Origin of the sequence: Corynebacterium sp. HMSC036D03, from assembly GCF_001836185.1 — a bacterium.
Classification (GTDB): domain Bacteria; phylum Actinomycetota; class Actinomycetes; order Mycobacteriales; family Mycobacteriaceae; genus Corynebacterium; species Corynebacterium simulans.
Genome location: NZ_KV827713.1, coordinates 60928 through 80931, shown reverse-complemented (window position 1 = coordinate 80931; position 20004 = coordinate 60928). Strand labels below are relative to the sequence as shown.

The following is a 20004-nucleotide window of genomic DNA, read 5'->3' as shown; positions in this document are numbered from 1 at the left end:
ACGCCGAACGGACACACATTCTGCTACTTAACCCACAAAAAGCCATCGCTAAAGTCCCGATTTGAGTCCCAGGACGTGCGCCTTAAGAGAAATAACTAAAGCCCCTACCAGTGTTTCTCCTGGTAGGGGCTTGGAAGTTGGTAGCGGGGGCAGGATTCGAACCTACGACCTCTGGGTTATGAGCCCAGCGAGCTACCGAGCTGCTCCACCCCGCGTCGAGATGTACTTCTAAACATCTACGCTTTAACGAGACTGATTATTTTTCATAACCGCTCTCGTCGGCGACCTCTGTAACTATACAGACAGATAGCCACCCACCCAAATCCCCTGGGCAGGTGGCCATTCGCGTTTATCTAGGCAGTATTTTCTACTTGCCTACTTCGACTCGACCTTCTTGTAGGCCTCAACAGCCTGGTCGAGCTCGTCGAGAGCCTTGCCGTATTCCTCGAAGGAACCGTTGCGGGCTTTCTCTACGTTGTCGAGTGCTTTGTTGATGCCGTCAATGGCATCGGCCTCACTAGAGGCCGCCGGTGCCGAGGCAGGAGCCGAAGCCTTGCCCTCATCCTTGGACTTGGAGTCCTCACCGGAGTCCTTCTTCGCGTCAGCTGCACTGCCGTCGCCGTCGATCTCAGTGATGTCCTGCGCGGACTTAGGATCGATGCCCACCTGGTCGAGGGCCTCACCGATAGTCGGGGCATAACCCACGCGACCCTTGTAGGAAACGAGAACGCGTAGCAGCTTCGGGAACGCGGATTCCTGGTCCTTACGCTGCGAGTAAATAGGCTCCATGTAAAGAATCTCGCCGCCGCCTACCGGCAGTGCCAACAGGTTGCCGTAGTTCAGGTCATTCGAGCCTTCCCACAGCGTGCGGTCACGAGCGACCTGGTCGGAAGACATCATGGCGTCCTGCGCCTGCTTCGGGCCCTGGGTCTGAGTATTCGTCGGCAGCACGCGAACGGTGATCTGACCGTAGTTCTCTGGGTCCGAGGACACCGCCATATGCGCGGAGAGGAACTGACGATTCAAACCGCGATAAGAAGTAATCAGCTGGAAGCTTGGCTTCCCGGACTTCGGATCCGCCGCCATGACGTAGTAAGGAGGTTGGTTCAAACCACGTGCCTCGCCGGCGGTTGGGTCTTCTGGCACAGACCAGAAGGCATCGTTATTAAAGAACACGCCTGGGTCGGAAACGTGGTACTTCGCCAACAGATCGCGCTGCACCTTGAACATGTCTTCCGGGTAACGGAAGTGGCCGCGCAGCTCGTCAGAGATTTCCGCTTTCGGCTTGACGACGCCCGGGAATACGCCCTCCCAGGCCTTCAGAACTGGGTCCTGGTCATCAAACTCAAAGAGATCCACGGAGCCGTCATAAGCGTCGACAGTAGCCTTCACAGAGTTGCGGATATAACCCACCTGCTCGTTGATAAGCCGCTGGCTGGTGCCGTTCGGGTTCTGCGTATCCTGCGTGGAATCTGTCAGCGAGGTGCGCTGTGAATAAGGCAGAGACTCAAGCGTTGTATAACCATCCACAATCCACTTGATGCGGCCGTCAATGACGGCTGGGTAGGTGGCAGAATCGGTGGTCAGCCACGGCGCTACCTTTTCCACGCGCTTGCGCGGGTCGCGGTCGTAGAGAATCTTAGATTCGGAGCCCACGCGGTCAGACAGCAGCAGGTTCATCTCCTGGTACTTCAGCGCATACGCGGTGCGGTCCACAATATTGCCGATCTCAACGCCGCCCTTACCGTCATAGGTGTAAGTGGTGGAATCGGTATCGTACTCAACTGGCTTATCACCGGTCTCACCCACTACGGCGTAGTCACGCCCATCGCGTGCGCCGGCAATGACCGGACCATAGTAGGTGCGCGGCTGGTCCACCTTGATTCCCAGGGACTTCTCGGCGTCCTTGGTCTCGCCTTCACCCTCGTGCTGCTTGCCCTGCTGGGTTTGCAGATCGGAGACGGTAAAGATTGGGAATCCGCCGCGGGCAGAGCCGGCGTCGCGCGCAACCTCGTCGACGGTGTTTGCCTGGGCCGCAACAAAGCCGTTTCCGTGGGTATAAACCGTGTGGCGGTTGATCCAGTTCTGCTGGTTTTCCTGCAGCTCATTCGGATCCAGCTCACGTGCGGCAACCACGAAGTCGCGCAGTTCACCGTCCACGGTGTAACGGTCCATCGCCAAGGTCTCTGGGAAACCGTAGAAGTTCTTCAGCTGCTGCATCTGGGTAAAGGTTGGCGCCAAGATATCCGGATCCAACAAGCGCAGGTTCGAAATCGTGGAGGAATCCGAAGCCACCTTAGAATCGGCTACTTCCTCTGCTCCCCAGTTCTCCTCATAGGTAACCTGCTCATCCGTGAGCCCGTAGGAATAGCGGGTGGATTCAATATTGCGAGCGATGTATTCCGCTTCCTTTGCTTGGCGGTTCGGGTTGACGGAAAAGCGCTCCATCAAAAGCGGCCAAGCCTGACCGATGATGACGGAGGAAAGCAGCATCAGCACCACTGCCAGTGCAGGGATGCGCAGATCCTTGATTACCACCGCAGCGAAAATCGCCACTGCTACGACGACGCCGACGACCATCAGAATGATCTTGGCCGGCAGGTAAGCATTGATGTCGGTGTAGGAGCCACCGGTAAACAGCGAGTGCTGGTTGTACAGAAGCTGATAACGATCCAACCAGTAGCCTGCTACCTGCAGCAGCATCCATAGGCCACCGGTTACCGCTAGCTGCACGCGAGCCGGGCGAGAAATGGAACCGCGCACACCGGAGGCACGGTTGCCGATGCGAATGCCGCCCAAAATGTAATGGCTAAACAGCGCCAGCAAGAAACACACCAGAAGCAGCATCGAAAACGCCGAAACGATGATGTTCCACACCGGCAGCTGGAAGGCATAGAATCCCAAGTCCTTGTGGAACTGCGGATCATCAACGCCGAAATCCTGGCCGTTTAAAAAGAGCATGAACTGGCGCCACGAAGCCTGCCCCATCAGGCCTGCCACCACACCGACTAGCAGCGGGATAACCTTTAGGAACACGCCCATGGTCTTTTCGATGGAACGACGGTACTGGTAAACCGGCGAATTCAGATCGTTAAAATCTAAGCTCTCGGGGCGGCCACGCCATGCAACGCGGCCCGCGGCATAAACCACGCCTGCCGATACCACTGCGAAGATGACAAAAAGCACGATTCGCGCTACCAAGGTGGTGGTAAAGACACCACGGTATTCAATTGCGCCGAACCACTTCCAATCTGTATAAAAGCCCACTAACAATGGGCCGATGAACAGTAAGGCGGCAATGATAGCGACCGTCCAGGACAAGCCCCTGGGAGGTCGCTTCATTGGGGCAGCGGGTCGGGAGATACCAGAGGCCAACGCCAGCTCCAATCAAAATCGTGCGAATATAAGCGGTATAGTCTTCCAGCTTAGGGAAGCAATACACAGTTAACGAATAAGGAGTCTCATGAGTTCCCCCGAGCTTTCTCAGCCAGCATTAAACAAAGCCATGCGTGAAGCAGTGGAATTTGTCCACGCTGAGGGCTGGGAGGCACCCCCTACCCTTTTCGCTCTGGTGCCGACTTCTTTGGTCGCGGACCAGCTGGCAGAGCTCAATGAGGAAGACGCTTCCCCGCTGACCCTTATCGTGCAGGACAATATCCCGGAAAACATCGAACCCGGCTCCGAGCAGCTAGCCGATTATGTCTCCCGCGTGGTCTGGCCACACGAGATCGCCGGCGTCATCTTGGCCCAAGAGATTAAATTCCGCGACACCTCTGCTGAGGCTGGCCAGAGCGCAGACTCTAGCCCGCGTCCTGCACGCCTTTTCTCCGGTGTGCTGCGTGAGGAAGGCGTCGAACTGACCCTGCTGCAGGTGCGCCCAACCGAGGAAGAACTGGAAGCAGCCGGCCCGTTTGCACAAGACGATATCCAGCTGCGCGGCGGCCCAGACGTGGCACCGGGTGTCATCGCCGCATTGCGCTACGGGCTCGAACAAGATCCCGATGAACTCGACTAAACTGAGGCACTAAGTGTCTTAGACCCAAATTTCTCTACACCTGAAGTCTCAATGCTTTCTTTTGAACTCACAGCTTTGAAGGAGTACCTCGTGCGAAATTCCTTGTCCGCCCGCACCGCCTGCGTAGCAGCTGGACTGTTTGCTGCAAGTTGCTCCCTCGCGGCATGTGGGGACGGCCAGGAGGCTAGCCAGCCCGCACCGGCTGCTCCTGTAGCTACCAGCCAGAAGGCTGAAACCCCGGCCCCGAAGACGTCGGCAAGCACCGCTACTACCACTTCTTCTGAGCAATCCTCGGCCGAGGCCACCACCTCCGAGGAAACAGAATCTGGCGCGAGCGAGCCGGCAAGCGAGTCCGCCTCCGCTTCTGCGACTGCTGCCAATGGCGAAAAGAAGGGCAACGGAAAGCTCTCCAAGCAGGTAGAAGAAGCCTACGAGACCTTCGAAACCCTTGTTCCGGTGGAGATCTTCCAGCAGTTCGACCGCTGTGATCCCAACGGTGTCGCAGATTCTTATAACTGCTCCGGCTCGGAAATCGGCCAGTTCCAGTTCTTCAAGAACAAGTCCAAGGCCGCCCAAACCACGCAGGTGCTCACCGAGCTGCGCAGCTCCCGCGTGGTCAAGGATGAAGGCGACCGCGTCGTCGGCTGGTCCATGCTGGGCAACACCGCCATCTTGACGGTGGTGGATAACAAGGACGGTCTCGTGATGCAGCAGATGATCTCAACCGACCAAGACGATCCCGAAGAGCGTCTTAAAGAGCTCGGTCTTATCTAATTGCAGGTCTGAACCTGCTTGCCGTGGGCGAAGTCATCCATCGCCTTAATGGCATCGTCCAGGGTCTCCACCTTGGCAACAACCATGTCGCCGGTGTCGCGGCTCGTGGCCTCCGCGCAGTTGTCTGCGGGTGCTAGGAAGAGCTCGGCGCCGGCTTCTTTCGAAGCGGCGACCTTGTGCACGATTCCGCCGATGGGACCCACCGTGCCGTCTTCGCTGATGGTGCCGGTACCGGCAACGAACTTGCCGCCGTTGAGCTCGCCATCAGAAAGCTTGTCGATTACCGCGAGGGTAAACATCATGCCCGCGGACGGCCCGCCGATGTCCTGCAGGTTGTAATCAACCTGGATATCTTCCTTAGGCTTCGAGGTCATCGAAATGCCCATCAGCGCCACCGAATCATCGTGTGGATGCGCCGCCAGCGTGACCTTTTCTTGCAGCTTCTTGCCACCGCGTTCAATGCCGAGTTCAACCTCATCGCCGGGCTTCTTCGCGCGGACCATGTCCTGCACCTGCCCCGGCTGCGTTACCTTCTCACCATCAACGGAGGTAATAACGTCATCTGCACGCACGACCCCCGCGGCAGGTGCATCCTCTAGAACCTGCGCCACCACGATCTTCACTGGCACGTCGAGATAATTCATCGCAGCGACCGTCGCAGCCGACTCCGACTGTGTGAAGGCCTGCTCGTTCGACTCGTTTACCTCTTCATCCGTCTGCCCCTGCGGGATGACGGTATCGATTGGTACCAGAGTGTCATCAGTCATGATCCAGCGCCCCAAGGCTTGCGTCAGCGTCATGTTGGTGCGCACAGACACGGTGGTCATATTGAGCTGACCGGAAGTCTCATAGGTCTTTGGCGCTTTCACGTCCACGACCTCAGTGCCATCAACCTCGCTGAGCGTATCCACGGTTGGGCCAGGCCCCTCGGCCGCATAAGGCACGGTTAAAGCAATATCCGTGCCAGGGATGCGATCGATGCTCAAGGCACCACCCAGCACGATGACCGGGATAGCGCCCCAAACGAGCGTGCGGAGGCGTCGATTTTCTGGTGAATTCACGAGGAATTAGCCTACAACGTTTTCATCCTTGTTCGCTGACAGCGTTGCGCGAGCGATGGAAACAGCCCACCGCCAGCCGGTACATTGGAGCGCATGAGCAACGGATTCGGTTTTTCTTTTCCCAACAATGATGACGGTGACGACGATAACTCGCGCCGCGACCAGAACCCGTTTGGCGCCTTCGGCTTCGGCGGCAGCGCCGCGGGCGGTGGTCTAGGAGACCTTCTTAATCAGTTCGGCCAGATGCTTTCTGGCATGGGCTCCTCAATGAACTCTCCTGAGGGCTCCGGCCCGGTCAACTATGAGATGGCCCAGCGCATCGCGCACCAGCAGATTTCCAACGACAAGGAAATCAGCAGTGCCGATAGCAATGCGGTAGCAGAAGCCGTACGCCTAGCGGAGCTTTGGCTTGACGACGCCACCGAATTGCCCACCGCTTCCGGCAGCGTCAAAGCGTGGAACTCCAGCGAGTGGCTCGAAGCAACGATGCCAATGTGGAAGCGCTTGGTTACCCCAGTTGCCGAGCACATGAACAATGCGCAGCTGGAGTCAATGCCGGAAGAAGCCCGCGAGATGATGGGTCCGATGGCAAACATGATGAATCAGATGTCCGGTATGAACTTTGGCATGCAGTTGGGCCGCGCACTTGGTGACCTTGCCACCCAGGCACTTACCGGCTCCGACTTTGGTATTCCGGTCTCCCCTGCCGGTAGCACCGCGCTTTTGCCACACAACATCCAAAAGATCGCGCGCGATCTCAATGTGCCGGGCCAGGAAATTCTGGTCTATATTGGCGCCCGCGAGGCCGCCCGCCAGCGCCTGTTCAAGCACGTTCCGTGGCTGGTTGAGCGCTTGGTTTCCTCCGTCGAGGAGTACGCAATTGGCCTTGTCATCGACACTTCCCACATCGAGGAAGCAACCCGCGAGCTCAACCTCGAATCCGGTGACCCACAAGCCATCCAGGATGCGATGAGCAAGCTGCAGGGCATGGATCTGACCCCGCGCATCACCTCCCGCAATGCCGGTGCTGTCTCCCGCCTGGAAACCTTGCTCGCGCTCGTTGAGGGCTGGGTTGATCAGGTAGTAAACGATGCACTGGGAGATCGCATCCCGTCCACCTCCACCATGAACGAGGCGTGGGCGCATCGCCGTGCCACCGGCGGATCCGCAGAAAAGGCCATTTCCAAGGTCGTCGGCATCGAGTTATCTGCGCCGAAGGTCGACGCTGCTGCCGAGCTGTGGCGTCGTGCGACGGTCGCCGTGGGCGTTGACAAGCGCGACAAGGCTTGGGACCACCCAGACTTCCTTCCTACGGCAGAGCACCTCGATAACCCGGCCGCCTTCATCGACAGCTTGCTCGACGATGCCACCGATTCCGGTTTCGAGGAAGAATTCGCAAAGCTTGAAGAAATGCTGCGCGAGCAGGATGAAAACGGCGATTCCAATAACTCCGGTGAAGACAAGGAATAGCGCCTAGGGCCACTGCCTATCTACCCCGTTGCCATTAGAGGCCTATCAGCCAAAGCGCTGGTAGGCCTCTAAGTATCCCTTGGCCCGCTCCGCTTTCGGCGCGCGGTCAGCCCACTGCCAAAATTCCGGCCCGTGCCCGGGGATGAAGGTATGAGTCAGCTCATGGATGACGACAGAATCAAGGACATACTCTGGTACGTCCTTGAGGCGATCGGTGATGCGAATGTCGCCGGTAGAGGTAGTGCAGCTGCCCCACCGTGTGTTTTGATTGCCCACCCAACGAATTGAGCCGATCTTCGCTCGCCCGTCGAGGAAGTTTTTGTTGAGCTGGACGGCACGCTCGTGCAGATCAGCATCAGAGCGCCGCGTCGAGGTGTGCTTGCGCGCTACCTTCGCCTGCATGTCGGCCACGGCTTTGGCCTCCTCTTTCGCCGACATCCAGGAAGGAATCCGGACTTCTAAGACGCCGTCGACAAGCCGTGCTTGCACCGTCCGCTTGCGCTTTGCAGAACGGATAACGCGCACGGCGACACCTGAGTTCTCATTACTCGACATGACAGGTCATTGTACTTGTGCTGGAATGGGAGCAACGAGCGTGGCTTTAGGGGGAAAAGCATGCCAGTTGCATCGCAAGAGCAATCAACGACTGCCTACATGTTGGCGCCGGGGGTAAGCATTCTGGAGCGCGAGCCCGGCGTCATTCAGTTCGGCATGGACGCCACTCGCGTGGGGGTGGTCGAGGTGGAAAGCGAAATTATCGCTTCCCTGTCTCGCCTCCACCAGCCCATTACGCGCGATAGTATTCAGCGGCTCCTCACCCGCGCCGGCATGGAGGAAACCGCTGCGAGCTCGCTGATTGAGGATCTCATTTGTTACAACATTTTGTGGCCGGAGCCTGCGCGAAGCTGCGTGGTTGTGCTGGGCAAAAGCCCGCTTGCCGAGGCCATACGGGCAGCCGCCAGCCAGGATGGATTCGTGCTGCGTAACCAGCTAGAACAAGAAAATACCTACTCGTATATCAAGGCTGTCAGCCCGCATTTTCCGGTGGTAGCGGTGGATTTCCTTGATAAGCCGGTGGAACTGGCTGAAACACTGCGCAAGTGCAAGGGCGACTTTTTACCTGTGTCGATGTTTGATGCCCGTGGTGTAATTGGCCCTCTGCGAACCGCCGGCCGCGGGCCGTGTCCCATGTGCTCGCATCTGCACCGAATCGACGGCGATGAGCAGTGGCACAACGTCGTCACCCAGCTGGATACGGCAGATGCTAAGGCCGACGAGGTCATTATCAAAGCAGTTGCCATGCAAACCATGATCTTTTTAAGACGGCTTGCAGGCCGCCCCAGCCCACCTGGTGCAAAAAGTAGCCGCGTCATGCAAGGCGAGTTACTGGAAGTAGACCCTTACGGCCACAACCAATACCGCCTAGTCCTCGAGCATCCGAAGTGCCCCTACTGTTTTGAAAAGTCCCAGCGGCGCTAAGCGCTAGCATCGTGGCGCTTCCCTGCGGCATCTGACTAAAAATGCAGGTCTGAGTTTGCTGCCCTGAATACTTGCTCAGCTGCGCAGCGTGGAGATGATCTGCAGAACTTCCGCACCATAGCGCTCAAGCTTGGAGGGGCCGACGCCGGAGATTTCGAGCAGCTCGCCTTCGTCAGCCGGGAGAGCCTCAGAGATTGCTTGCAGAGTGGCATCGGAGAAGATGACGTAGGCCGGAACTTTGGCATCGCGGGCGGTGTTCGCACGCCAAGCGCGCAAAGCGGAGAACACTTCTTCGTCGCCCTCGTAATCGCAGTACTCGTGGCGTCCCAAGACCTTTTCAGCCGGGCTGCTCAACGGCGCTGCACATACCCGGCACTTGCGCTCGCGATAGCGCCTACCGCTACCAGCGCTTTCTTCGATTCCCGGCACCAAGCCGTCAAGGAAGCGGGTGCGTTCACGGGAGGCCCGAGAACCAGTGGTTTTTGCCAAAGCCCAAGACAAAGCGAGGTGCTCGCGGGCGCGGGTGATTCCGACGTAGAACAGGCGGCGTTCTTCTTCCACCTGCTCGTCACCTGCCTTGATGGCGTAGTTGATAGGTAGCAGCTTCTCCGTCAGGCCCACCAAGAACACGGCGTCCCACTCCAAGCCCTTGGCCGCGTGGATGGTCGCCAGCGTGACGCCTTCCATCGTGGGGTTCTGCTTATTTTCAGAACGGCGATGCAGCTCTCCCAGCACTCCGCTCAAATCAATGCCTTCATGGTCTTGGACAATTTGCTCGATGAGATCTACGAGGGCATTCAGCGACTGCCAACGCTCACGTGCCTTGGCACCCTGCGGCTCGCTAGGCGTAAGCCCCAATTCAACGAAAGCAGCACGAGCGATGGCGACGGGATCCGCTGGCAAGTCTTCACGGCGGGTAGCCGCAATGAGCACGCGGATTGCTTCCAGGATTTCCGGGCGGCGAAAGAAGCCCTCGCCACCGCGGACTTGGTAGACAATGCCGGCGTCGGCAAGCGCCTGCTCAAACTGCTCGGACTGGGCGTTGATGCGGTAGAGCACCGCGATCTCAGAGGCTTTAACGCCCTTGTTGAGCAGAGTCAGGATTTGGCCCGCGACTTCCTTTGCCTCGATCTCTTCGGATTCAAAAGCCTTGAACGTCGGCTCTGGGCCGGGCTCGCGCATACCCTGCAGCTCCAAGCGTGTACCGGCAGCGCGGCCAGATGCCTTCGCGATGACGCGGTTGGCCAAGTCCGTTACCTGCGGGGTGGAACGGTAGTCACGCTGCAGCTTCACGATTGTGGCGTTGGGGTAGGTGCGCGAAAAGTTCAGCAGATAGTCCGGCGAGGCACCGTTGAAGGAGTAAATCGTCTGGTTAGCATCGCCGACCACAGTGAGGTCATCGCGCTCCCCCAGCCACGCATCTAGAACCCGCTGCTGCAGCGGGGTAACGTCCTGGTACTCATCCACCACGAAGGTGCGGTACTGCTCACGGAAGACCTCTGCCACGGAAGGGACATTCTCAATGGCGCCAGCGATGTGCATGAGCAGGTCATCAAAGTCCAAGAACATGCGGTCCGGAGTGGACTTGAGCTGCTCATAGCGGCGGAATACCTCCGCGACCTTGGCAGGTTCAGCAGGCGCTTCGCGGTCTGTCGTGGCGATTACCTCCGGATAGGAATCTGGCCCAACCAGCGAGGACTTAGCCCACTCGATCTCGCTGAGATAATCCCTGATGGAGTCCTTCGAATTATCGAGATTCAGCGAGCGCACCGCACGGGCAACGAGGGAGAACTTGTTATCGACGAGCTCCCACGGCAAATCACCTGCCACCTGCGGCCAAAAATAGCGCAGCTGACGCCGCGCCGCCGCGTGGAAAGTCAGCGCCTGGACACCGCCGACTCCCATGTGGTTGAGGCGGTCACGCATCTCGCCCGCAGCACGGGTAGTAAAGGTAACCGCCAGGATGCGCTGCGGGCTAGCGAAACCTTGGTCCACCATGTTGGCGATGCGATAAGTAACCGTACGGGTCTTACCGGTGCCCGCGCCCGCCAGGATGCACACCGGCCCACGCGGGGCGGTGGCTGCTGCAAGCTGGTCCTCGTCCAATAGGGACAAATCCGGCCTATTCACCGTGGTACCACTCCATAATCATCGTGTGTGCAATCGAGCCCTTGCGGGCAATGTTTAAATCCGGCAGCTCAGCGCGTGAAACCCAGCGGATTTCTTCGAGCTCGCCATCAGTATCGCAAACAGCCTGGACATCATCCGTGACCGCACTAAAGCCCATCATCAACGAGCCACTAGGCGGCCAAGGCTGCGAGCCCCAATAGCGCACTTCGTGCACGCGCCTGCCGGTCTCCTCCAACGCTTCCCGCGCGAAAGCTTCTTCCAGGCTCTCCCCCGGTTCGACGTAGCCCGCGATGAGCGAGAAAAAGCTATTGCGCACGCGGTTGCGAGCCAGAAGGATCTTATCCGTGCCTGCCAAGTAGATAATGCCGATGACTGCGGGGTTGATCCGCGGAAAGACCATGCGGCGTGGGTCTTGGAGCGAGCGCCCGACGACGCCCGGTTCTGGGAAGTACAGTTCATCACCCGTACGCGCATCAAAACGCGTCTCCCGGCGATTGCGAACTAAATGGATGGCCTTGAGGATGTCAGGGTTTTCTGCGAAGAAGGCAGCGTCACGGAGCGTTCCCAGCTTCGTAGCGGATTGATCGGGGATAGAAAACGCCTGAACGGCCCCTACCTCAACGAGGATGGGGCCGCTGGGCTCCGCGACCAAGACCGGCGCACCCGTGTCATCGACCGGCACTCGGTTGCTCTCGGTGACAGGAAGAAACACTAGTCTTCTTCGTCCTCTTCTTCAGTTGCCTGCTCCATCTCGTGCTTGATGTAAAGGAGGCGATCACCGGGCTTGAGGGAGTAAGCATCCGCGGTATCCACGCGGTGCAGTTCGTTGTTACGCAGCACTGCCAGCACGATGTCTGCGAGGTGACGTGGGTTGGAGCCCACCTCGAACTCGCGGACCGCACGTTCGGAGACGGAAAAGCCCTCGTTTGGGGAGAGGAGATCCTCCATCATTTCCACTACCGTCGGCGTTACGGTGGCAAGGCCCAGCAGGCGTCCGGCAGTCTCCGCGGAGGTAACCACGGAATCGGCACCCGATTGGCGCAGCAGGTGGCGGTTCTCAGACTCACGCACCGAAGCGACAATCTTTGCCTTCGGGTTCAGCTCGCGCACCGAGAGAGTACACAGAACGGCGGTATCGTCCGTGGACGGAGTCACGACAACAGACGCCGCATTCTCGACGCCCGCGATGCGCAGGACATCTTGCTTAGTGCCGGAACCGAAGATGGTGACCAGGCCGTGGTGTTCAGCGTTCGCGAGCGAGGCACGGTTGGTGTCGATGACCACGATCTGGGAGGCCGGGACGTCGTCAGCCAGCAAAGCAGCGACGGCGCCCGCGCCCTTGGTGCCGTAACCAATAACAACAGTGTGGTTGCGCAATTGCTTTCTCCAATTCTGGATTTCGAATGTACGACGTGCTTTATCTGTAAGCACTGACAGCGTCGCGCCGACCAACAAAACAAGGAAGATCAGGCGGGCTGGCGTAACTATGAGCAGGTTGACGAAGCGGGCTTGCGGGGTCACCGGGACGATATCGCCATAGCCCACTGTGGTGAGAGAGACTGCGGCGTAGTAGGCAGCATCGAGAAACGACAGGTTTTCGCTGTAGCCATCACCGTCGAAGTAAACGACGACGGTGACGAAGACAAGCAGCGCGAATGCCCACAGGACGCGGCTGCCCAGCTGCTTCCACGGACTGTCATTGTCAGCACGCGGAACCGTGATCACATCAATGAGCGCGTGATCAGGCTGCGACGTCAGCTCAATCTGCGGCATGAAGCGCGCCTTAAAGCGACGGCTTATGCGTTGCGCACGTTGTTTCGGCACTGGACTTTGGTCTTCCTCTAGCTTCGATTTTTATGGCTTTAGCAGCACGCGTTAACGCGAGCATAGGCAAAATGGGACCCGCGTTTTACGAACCGGCTAAATACCTTAACCCGCAGAAGCAGAAACTGACGATTCAAGAAGCTCTACCAGCCGCTTTCCAGTGGGCAAATCCCGCGGTTCGAAGAGATAGCCGTCATGGACATAGAAGAATGCCGCGCGTACGTCTTCGGTGCTATGCACGCGCCGCCATGCCTCAGCATAGACCGCCAGCTGGATCTCTGCCGCGCGCATATCCGCGCCTTTAGGCGGGCGGCCAGTTTTCCAGTCCACGATAAACCAGGTGCCGTCTGCTTCGCGGAAGACTGCGTCCATGCGTCCGCGTACTACCGAATCACCGATGGTGATTTCAAAAGGCGCCTCAACGTATTCCGGGGTGCGCTGCGCCCATTCGGAGAAAAGGAATGCCTCCTTCAATGCTTCCAAGTCCTGCTCAGGCTGTTCATCGGAGCCGGGCAGTTCATCCTCCGACAACAGAGCCGGCGAACCAAACCTATCTTCCAGCCAAGCGTGGAAAGCGGTACCGCGTTTGGCGTATGCATTCGGCTTAAAAGGAATGGGACGTCGTTGGCGCCGCGCGAACTGAATGGGGTCTGAACTGAGCGAGACCATGTCGGAAGCTGTCAGCTCGGTTGGAAGCTCTACGTCCACGACGGGTGCTTGCAATGCCGCGTATTCCTCGATCAAAGCACCGGCTTCTTGTTCCCAAAGCTCAAAGGTTTCTCCTGCGCGCAACTCCGGAAGTTTGTCCATGGCCTCCAGCACAGTCTCCGCTGCCTTCACAGCATGCGAGCTAGCTTCCAGCGATGGGAAAGTGCCCTCGAGCATTACCTCGTGCGCGGCAGCCTCCTCGGGGCTAGCAGGCACGTCCCAATGCTGAACCAAGTCAGGATGCTTTGCACGCAGCAGTTCTAGGTATTCGTAGGGCCCCTTCTTCGACTTATTTTGGACCTTGTTGGTTCCAGAACCCGTAATCGTCAGCGTGGACTCGGTGCGGGTCATCGCAACGTAGAACAGGCGCGCGCTTTCCTCGCGCTGGTTCTGGCGCACGCTTTCCTTATAGGCCTCGCATGCCTTGCCGAATTCCGAACGCTTTGTGGCATCAGGGTCCAGCTCGATGACGTCTTCGTCACCGGGGACCTTCTCCACGAAGGTGAGGAAGGTTTCGGCTTGGCCCTTGTAGCTCGTGGAGTCAGCGTGGAGCACACAGACGTGCTTCCACTCCAGGCCTTTGGATTTGTGCACGGTCATGATTTGCACGCGCCCGGCTACAGCGGGAACTTCGCCGGGAGTAAGGCCGTCTTCGCGTTCGCGTGCCATCGAGAGATAGTCCAGCAATGCGGAAAGGGAATCGCCGTGGAAATCAGCGACGACGTCGGCAAAAGCGTCCAGGTGCGTGGTGCCGCCCAACGTGCCGCTGGCTAGGACCTCGGTGCGGATATTAAAGAGTGCTTCGATGTCGGCGAAGAGATCCGATAAAGACTTAGACAGCGAGTAGGTACGCAGGTGGCGCAGTTTCGAAGAAAGCTCCTCCATGCGCACCAACCCCGACGCGCTATAGCGTTCGCGCTCGCCAAGGTCTGCCAAAGCATCGGCCAGGCCCAAAATTTGTCCGGTGCCTTCTTCAGTCAGCTCCGCTAGTTGGGCGGCGAGATGCTCGACTGGGTCGCCGCCCTCCCAACGCAACCGTCCTGATGCCGCTGCATCGCCGCCGGCAAGGTTGCGTTGACGTGCCAATAGCTGCTGCAGATCCTTTACGCCTAGCCCGCACATGGGCCCGGTGAGCACGCGCAGTGCGGCGTTGGTGTCCTGCGGACGGACGAGGATGGTGGCAACGGCAATGAGATCTTGAATCTCCGGCTGCCAGAGCAAGCCGCCTAGGCCGACGATTTCATTCGGCACGCCTGCGTCATCTAGGGCTTGTGCGATAAGGGGCGATTGCTTATTCGTTCGCACAAGCACCGCCGCGCTGAAATCGTTTGGGTCCTCGTATCGCTCATAAAGGCTCTTGAGATGCTGGGCGATGTGTTCATGCTCCTCGCGCTCAGAGGCAAAATACCCCAGCTCGATATCGCCTTCCGGCGCGCCATCGCGCGGCTGCAGCTCATCAACAGGCCGTGGGCCAGCGGACTCGGAAAAGAGCTTGGCCGCGACGTCGTTTGCCAGTTCCAAAGCACGCTGTGGGTTGCGCCAGGATGTGGTCAGCTGGTCCTTCGGCGCGGGTGAGCCATCTTCCTGAGGGAAATCCTCTACGAAGGCAGCAAGATTTTCTGCCGTGGCGCCACGCCAACCGTAGATAGATTGCATTGGATCGCCCACGGCCGTTACGGATACGCCTGGGCGCACGCCGCCGAACAGGGAACGAAGAAGCACGCGCTGTGCATGGGAGGTGTCCTGGTACTCATCGAGCATCACCACGTTGAAACGCTGGCTTTGCTGCTCGCCTACTGCGGGATGGCTCTGGGCCAGCTTGGCGGCGATTGCCATTTGCTCGCCAAAGGTGATGACGCCACGGGCCGCTTGTTCTTCCTTCAGGGCCTCAACGAGTGGAAGATACTCCACACGCAGCTGCTGGCGGTCTAGGTACCGTTGCACATCCTTGTTGAATTCCGGGCCGTTTTTACGGGTCTTTTCTAGGTCATAAGCGGTGGCAGTGAAGATCCGGGCATGCTCCCGGATATCGGCCGGATCCATCAACGCGTTATCGATGGATTGTGCAAGCTTGAGCAGGGTCTCAGTAACCGTCGCCACCGACTGGGACGCAGATAACTTGCCGCCGTAATTAAGCACGACATCGTGCGCGATGGCGAAGCGTTCTGCATCTGTAATAATCCGCGCGCTTGGCTCAACCGGCATGAGCAGGCCATATTCCCGTACCAAATCCCCCGCGTAGGAGTCATACGTGGCGACCTTCGGCGCAATGTTTTCCAGTGCTTCCGCCGCTGCAGAATCCGGCGCGACGATGCGGGAATCTCGCAACTTCATCAATTGCTTACGGATGCGCTGCTCAAGCTGCTGAGCTGCCTTGCGGGTAAAGGTTAGACCCAAGACGTTTTCTGGGCGCACCATGCCATTGGCCACGAGGTAGACCACACGCGAGGCCATGGTTTCCGTCTTGCCAGCGCCCGCGCCGGCGACGACCAGCTTCGGACCGAGCGGGCCCTCGATGACCTTGCTCTGTTCGTCCGTCGGCGGGAAAGGCTTATCCAAAGCAGCAGCAAGTTGCTGGGGGCTTAATAGTTTAGTCTGCGAGCTCATCAGAGACCTGCTTTCCTTCTGCTTGGATGGGACAAATGGACCGGATTGCGCAGCGCCCACAGGACTCATTTTCCCGGGCGGTCAAGTGCTGACTGGAAAGTTCAGCTACCAGCGCGGGCAGCTTCCCAGCGAATTCTTCTAGTTCTTCCGGCGGCACAGCAGCTTGGTCACGGCTGGTGATGGACTTTTGATCAGTGCCTGGATAAACCAGCACGCCGCCACCGCGAGCCATACCCTCACCCGTGCGGATTACAGGACCGTGTGCTCTGTCTTCGTTAGCGTCGCACAGCTGACCATGTGCCAAGGCCAGCTGATAGGTCTTTAGCTGCGCATTGTCTTTGGCTTCCTCACGAGACGGCGCGCTGCTGCCCGTCTTGAGGTCAACCACCATGTAGTCTTCGCCTGCTTTAACCAGGCGGTCCATATAGCCTGCCACCTTAATTCCCGGCATGACCTCCACGGAGACCGGAACCTCCACACCAATCAGCTCGAAGTTAGAAGCAGTGTCCTGGGCCCACTGATGCGTGCGCTCAAGCAGGCGCTCAAAGTCCGCGAGCTCGGAGTCTCGCTTCCAGCTGGGCGCATTAAGGATGAGGCCAAAAGCATCCTTGACCATCTTTTTGCCAAGTTCTGGATCCACGCCGCGGCCCAGCGCCTCAAGATATGCATGCGCCATGGTGCCGCGCAGCAACGCCAGCGGCGTCTCTTCTTCCTCGCTCAAGTTTCCAAGTACTGCATTGAGCGGACAACGCAAGAGCGCCTCCACGCGGGATGGCGAGACACGGCCAGTGGGCGTGCCAGAGTCTTCCGTTTCTTCCGCTACCGCCACCGAGCGTGCAGCCCACCATTGCTCAGGATGGGCTCCGGGCACTCCGGCCTTGGCAAGCCGTGCGAGCTGACGTGCCGCCTGACTGCGCTCAGCCTCCCCGCTTTCAGGATCCATGACAACACGGCGCAATTGGGCCACGAAAGAAGGCACCGAAAGCACCGCTACCTCGAGCGGGTCAATTTCCCGCTCACCGCGCACTGATACCGGTTCGGGTTCGGCCACTTGCAAGCCCAACTCTTGCGGCAAACGCACCGCGCGCAGGCGCTTATTTGCTTCCCGGCGTTCGACTGCACCGGGCACGTCCACGCTGCCCTGCCGCGCAAACTCACTAATAAAGCGCGACGGCTCTTCGGGCACGTCAGCATCGGGTGCATCGACCGCGGCAAGCAACAAACGCGCACGATGGCGGGTCGTGGCCACATGGAACAAGCGGCGTTCCTCCCTCAAGCGGCTTGCCACATGGCTTACCGGCGTGCCCGGGGTAATCGACCGATCCAGCAGATCAATTAACGCTTCCTGCTCAAAGATCGATCCCGTCTCACCGAGGGAAGGCCAAGCACCTTCCTGAGCGCCAGCGATGACAACAGTGTCCCATTCCCGGCCCACCGCACCGTGCGCAGTAATCACCTCTACCGCCTGCGGGATAGCGCTGCGGCGGTCACGCACGCCGGTGGGCAATTCTTGTTCTTCGATGTGCCGCAGGAAGGAATCGAGCGAAGCTCCGGGACGGCGCTCAGAGTAGTCACCTGCAGCATCAAAAAGCGCCATCATGGCATCCAGGTCGCGGTCTGCCTGCGAGCCGGTTGCACCACCGCGCAACGCAGCCGCCTGCAAACGAGCATCGAGCCCAGTGGCATTCCATACCTCCCACAGGATTTCCTCGATAGAGGCTTGCGCACCAATGGCAGCGCGGCCTGCCTGCACAATCGCGCGGATGCGCTCCAAGATGGTTTCTTCGCGCTCGGTCAAAAGCCCCGCGAAATCCGGCAACTGCCCTTCCAAAAGTCCACGCAGCGAATCAATGCCGCGCGCTTGTGGCGCCCACCGCCGCAGGCCACGAATCAGGCGGCGCAAGGTTACGGGATCCGCTCCGCCCACAGGCCCGGTGACTAGGTCTTCGAGTTCCGCATTGCTGAGTTCATGCTCGAGCGCCCGTAATGCCAAAAGTACCGACTTGACCAGCCTTTGCTCGGCCAAGATTACGTCCGTGGGATTGATATGAACCGGCACGCCAGCGGCTAGCAGCGTGCGGCGAATCTGGCCGATATCTCCGCTAGAGCGGACGATGACGGCGATATCGCGCCAGTCGACGCCGTCTTCCAAGTGCCGGCGGCGCACCGCGTCGGCCACCACATCACGCAAGGTCGAGCGCGAGTCCACGATGCTGATGCAGGCAGGCGCTGGACGACGCCGCGGTTCATCCAGCACCAGCTCATGCTCTGCGGGAAAAGAAGTCAAGAACTCCGAATTGGCACCGCGGAAAGCAAAGACCGCTTGGTCAGGGTCACCTGCTACTACGGTCAGTTCCGCCCCACGCGAGAGCTTTTGCACAAGCAATCCGGAGGTTGGATCAAGCAGCTGGGCATCGTCAACGATGATGGTGTGCCACGGGTGGTTTTCGGTAGCGCTAGAGCGCAGCAGTACCTCGTTGACTAACTCCGCCGCCGAATAAGAGTGTAGGCCGGCTAGCTGCTGGGTGCGCTCATATTCCAGCAGGAATTCACCCGCCGCAGTCCACATCGGTCGGTCATACTTCTTACCCAACTCCATGAGCTCATCAGGACCTTGGCCGCGCTCGATAGCGCGCAACAGAAGGTCGCGCAATTGGCGCGCGAAACCCTCGAAGGTCAGTGCCGGCCGTACCTCCGCCGGCCAGCTGCCGCGATGTTCTTCGGCTTGGCCCTCGAGTAGTTCACGGATGACGGCGTCCTGCTCCGCGCCGGTGATAAGGCGGATCTCCTCGTCCGCTGCATTACGCAACAGCGCAAAGGCCAGCGAGTGCACGGAGCGCACCATGGAGGCCTGCGCCGCGTAATCCTCAAGGTGTTCTGCCAATTCACGGCGCAGGATGGCGCCAGATTCCTTGGAGGTGGAAACAACCAGAATGCCCGAAGGATCGGCGCCGCTGCGCAGCTTTTCCAAAACCACGTCAATCAGCAGGCTGGAAACGCCGGCACCAGCCGAGCCTAAAACGCGCCAGGCACCTTTTTGCGGCAGCGGAAAATCCCAAGTGCGCGTGCTGTAATTGGCATGGCGCGGCACGAGGCGCACTTGAGGGGAAGGCGGCAAAACGACGCCTACACGGGCAGTAGAACGGGGATCGTAACTCACCCGTTTAGTATTTCAGATGCCCTGGACACCAGCAGAGCTTCGACCCTTTCAATATTCGAACGCGTGGTTGACTTCGAAGCGGGATGCAAGTTATTGACGTAGCGGCGATAAGCTGAGGCACGCAACAACAACTGCGGCATACCTGGCACGTGTCCAAAGCGCGAACAAATTCCATCATCCACAGACTCGGCTACTAGGCCGTCGACAATAACGAGTGCCGCGCTCCAGCCCAGTGGACGTGGGGCTGCGGAAGGCACGACGTCGACAAGCGCCGGCGGATTCGCCCCAGAGTAAACGGTCGTGCCCAGCACGTCCACGTGCGCGATGCCCACGGGGAGGCTATCAGTTAGCTCCGCCGAATAGGCCTCCCCTGTCTCCGCCCAAGCGGCACGCTCGGCGCGAGCGAAAACGTCGTCACGCTGGCCAACATTCGGCATAGGAAATGTAGAAAGCGCCGCGTCCAAGCGCAAGGCCATCTGTGCGGTTTCATCGATGCGCCCACGCAGCTGCCCTGGAACATACTGATTGGCCTTCCAGCCCGCAGCTGTAAAACGGGCATCCGTGCTAAGGACCGGCCTCACCACGCGCGCGCCTTCTACGACGAGCTTCTCACGGACCTTGGCGGACCATCCGGAAAGCTCGTTGGCGCGGGCGAAGACAACGTCACCTACCTTGATGCCGTGATCCCACTCCGGTCCCAGAACCTCACTTTGGACCTGGCGGAGATTGGCGCCAGCGTGAAATGCATTCAGCACGTGCTCTGGAGGAAGCAACAT

At 59.1% G+C, this 20004-nt stretch carries 13 protein-coding genes and 1 tRNA gene; 4 read left to right on the top strand and 10 right to left on the bottom strand.

Features of this window, described 5'->3' with window-relative positions; all coding sequences use genetic code 11:
* Nucleotides 1–138 precede the first annotated feature (138 nt).
* Both HMPREF2692_RS01240 and HMPREF2692_RS01235 read right to left on the bottom strand, forming a co-directional pair.
* Nucleotides 139–215, bottom strand: a tRNA-Met gene (locus HMPREF2692_RS01240).
* 160 nt (nt 216–375) lie between these two features.
* On the bottom strand, nt 376–3342 hold the full coding sequence (locus tag HMPREF2692_RS01235; protein WP_061921061.1) for a UPF0182 family protein: 2967 nt from the start codon (nt 3340–3342) through the stop codon (nt 376–378).
* Nucleotides 3343–3463: 121 nt separating this feature from the next.
* Here HMPREF2692_RS01235 and HMPREF2692_RS01230 point away from each other — a divergent pair, with 121 nt between their 5' ends.
* Together HMPREF2692_RS01230 and HMPREF2692_RS01225 are read left to right on the top strand one after the other, a co-directional pair.
* Nucleotides 3464–4015, top strand: a complete 552-nt coding sequence (locus HMPREF2692_RS01230; protein WP_061921059.1) for a PPA1309 family protein — start codon at nt 3464–3466, stop codon at nt 4013–4015.
* Nucleotides 4016–4105: 90 nt separating this feature from the next.
* Nucleotides 4106–4789 carry a beta-N-acetylglucosaminidase gene (locus HMPREF2692_RS01225; RefSeq protein WP_235591011.1) on the top strand — a complete coding sequence of 228 codons (684 nt, stop codon included), beginning with the start codon at nt 4106–4108 and terminating at the stop codon, nt 4787–4789.
* Here HMPREF2692_RS01225 and HMPREF2692_RS01220 read toward each other — a convergent pair.
* Nucleotides 4786–5850: a YlbL family protein gene (locus tag HMPREF2692_RS01220; RefSeq protein ID WP_061921055.1), complete on the bottom strand. Its 1065-nt coding sequence runs from the start codon at nt 5848–5850 to the stop codon at nt 4786–4788. The two genes, HMPREF2692_RS01225 and HMPREF2692_RS01220, sit on opposite strands and share 4 nt — an antisense overlap.
* Before the next feature lie 93 nt (nt 5851–5943).
* Here HMPREF2692_RS01220 and HMPREF2692_RS01215 point away from each other — a divergent pair, with 93 nt between their 5' ends.
* The gene (locus HMPREF2692_RS01215) at nt 5944–7320 is read left to right on the top strand and encodes a zinc-dependent metalloprotease (RefSeq protein ID WP_062035653.1); all 1377 of its coding nucleotides are present in this window, start codon (nt 5944–5946) and stop codon (nt 7318–7320) included.
* Between the two features lie 45 nt (nt 7321–7365).
* Here the strand turns inward: HMPREF2692_RS01215 and HMPREF2692_RS01210 are convergent, their stop codons facing one another.
* Nucleotides 7366–7875, bottom strand: a complete 510-nt coding sequence (locus HMPREF2692_RS01210) for a M48 metallopeptidase family protein (RefSeq protein ID WP_062035654.1) — start codon at nt 7873–7875, stop codon at nt 7366–7368.
* 60 nt (nt 7876–7935) lie between these two features.
* On the opposite strand from HMPREF2692_RS01210, the gene HMPREF2692_RS01205 reads away from it, so the two are divergent.
* The gene (locus HMPREF2692_RS01205) at nt 7936–8799 is read left to right on the top strand and encodes a hypothetical protein (protein WP_062035655.1); all 864 of its coding nucleotides are present in this window, start codon (nt 7936–7938) and stop codon (nt 8797–8799) included.
* 75 nt (nt 8800–8874) lie between these two features.
* On the opposite strand, the gene HMPREF2692_RS01200 is transcribed toward HMPREF2692_RS01205, so the two are convergent.
* The 6 genes from HMPREF2692_RS01200 to HMPREF2692_RS01175 form a co-directional block, all read right to left on the bottom strand.
* Nucleotides 8875–10929, bottom strand: coding sequence for an ATP-dependent DNA helicase UvrD2 (locus tag HMPREF2692_RS01200; RefSeq protein ID WP_061921047.1), 2055 nt, complete (start codon nt 10927–10929; stop codon nt 8875–8877).
* A complete protein-coding gene (locus HMPREF2692_RS01195; protein WP_061921045.1) occupies nt 10922–11641 on the bottom strand; it encodes an NAD(+) diphosphatase in 720 nt (239 codons plus the stop codon). Before HMPREF2692_RS01195 ends, HMPREF2692_RS01200 begins: the two co-directional genes overlap by 8 nt.
* Entirely contained in the window at nt 11641–12702 is a 1062-nt protein-coding gene (locus HMPREF2692_RS01190) for a potassium channel family protein (RefSeq protein ID WP_235591010.1), read from the bottom strand. The genes HMPREF2692_RS01195 and HMPREF2692_RS01190 overlap by 1 nt, the downstream gene beginning before the upstream one ends.
* 156 nt (nt 12703–12858) lie before the next feature.
* A complete protein-coding gene (locus tag HMPREF2692_RS01185) occupies nt 12859–16068 on the bottom strand; it encodes an ATP-dependent helicase (RefSeq protein ID WP_070498502.1) in 3210 nt (1069 codons plus the stop codon).
* Nucleotides 16052–19228, bottom strand: a complete 3177-nt coding sequence (locus HMPREF2692_RS01180) for an ATP-dependent DNA helicase (protein ID WP_235591009.1) — start codon at nt 19226–19228, stop codon at nt 16052–16054. The genes HMPREF2692_RS01185 and HMPREF2692_RS01180 overlap by 17 nt, the downstream gene beginning before the upstream one ends.
* Complete coding sequence (locus tag HMPREF2692_RS01175; protein ID WP_061921039.1) at nt 19225–20004, bottom strand: hypothetical protein; 780 nt, start codon at nt 20002–20004, stop codon at nt 19225–19227. The genes HMPREF2692_RS01180 and HMPREF2692_RS01175 overlap by 4 nt, the downstream gene beginning before the upstream one ends.

Bases quoted from the DNA above. Each gene is read 5' to 3' on its own strand.
- HMPREF2692_RS01175 (WP_061921039.1), bottom strand. From the start codon at position 20,004: ATGTTGCTTCCTCCAGAGCACGTGCTGAATGCATTTCACGCTGGCGCC.
- HMPREF2692_RS01185 (WP_070498502.1), bottom strand. From the start codon at position 16,068: ATGAGCTCGCAGACTAAACTATTAAGCCCCCAGCAACTTGCTGCTGCT.
- HMPREF2692_RS01230 (WP_061921059.1), top strand. From the start codon at position 3,464: ATGAGTTCCCCCGAGCTTTCTCAGCCAGCATTAAACAAAGCCATGCGT.
- HMPREF2692_RS01235 (WP_061921061.1), bottom strand. From the start codon at position 3,342: ATGAAGCGACCTCCCAGGGGCTTGTCCTGGACGGTCGCTATCATTGCC.
- HMPREF2692_RS01215 (WP_062035653.1), top strand. From the start codon at position 5,944: ATGAGCAACGGATTCGGTTTTTCTTTTCCCAACAATGATGACGGTGAC.
- HMPREF2692_RS01210 (WP_062035654.1), bottom strand. From the start codon at position 7,875: ATGTCGAGTAATGAGAACTCAGGTGTCGCCGTGCGCGTTATCCGTTCT.
- HMPREF2692_RS01190 (WP_235591010.1), bottom strand. From the start codon at position 12,702: ATGCCGCAGATTGAGCTGACGTCGCAGCCTGATCACGCGCTCATTGAT.
- HMPREF2692_RS01205 (WP_062035655.1), top strand. From the start codon at position 7,936: ATGCCAGTTGCATCGCAAGAGCAATCAACGACTGCCTACATGTTGGCG.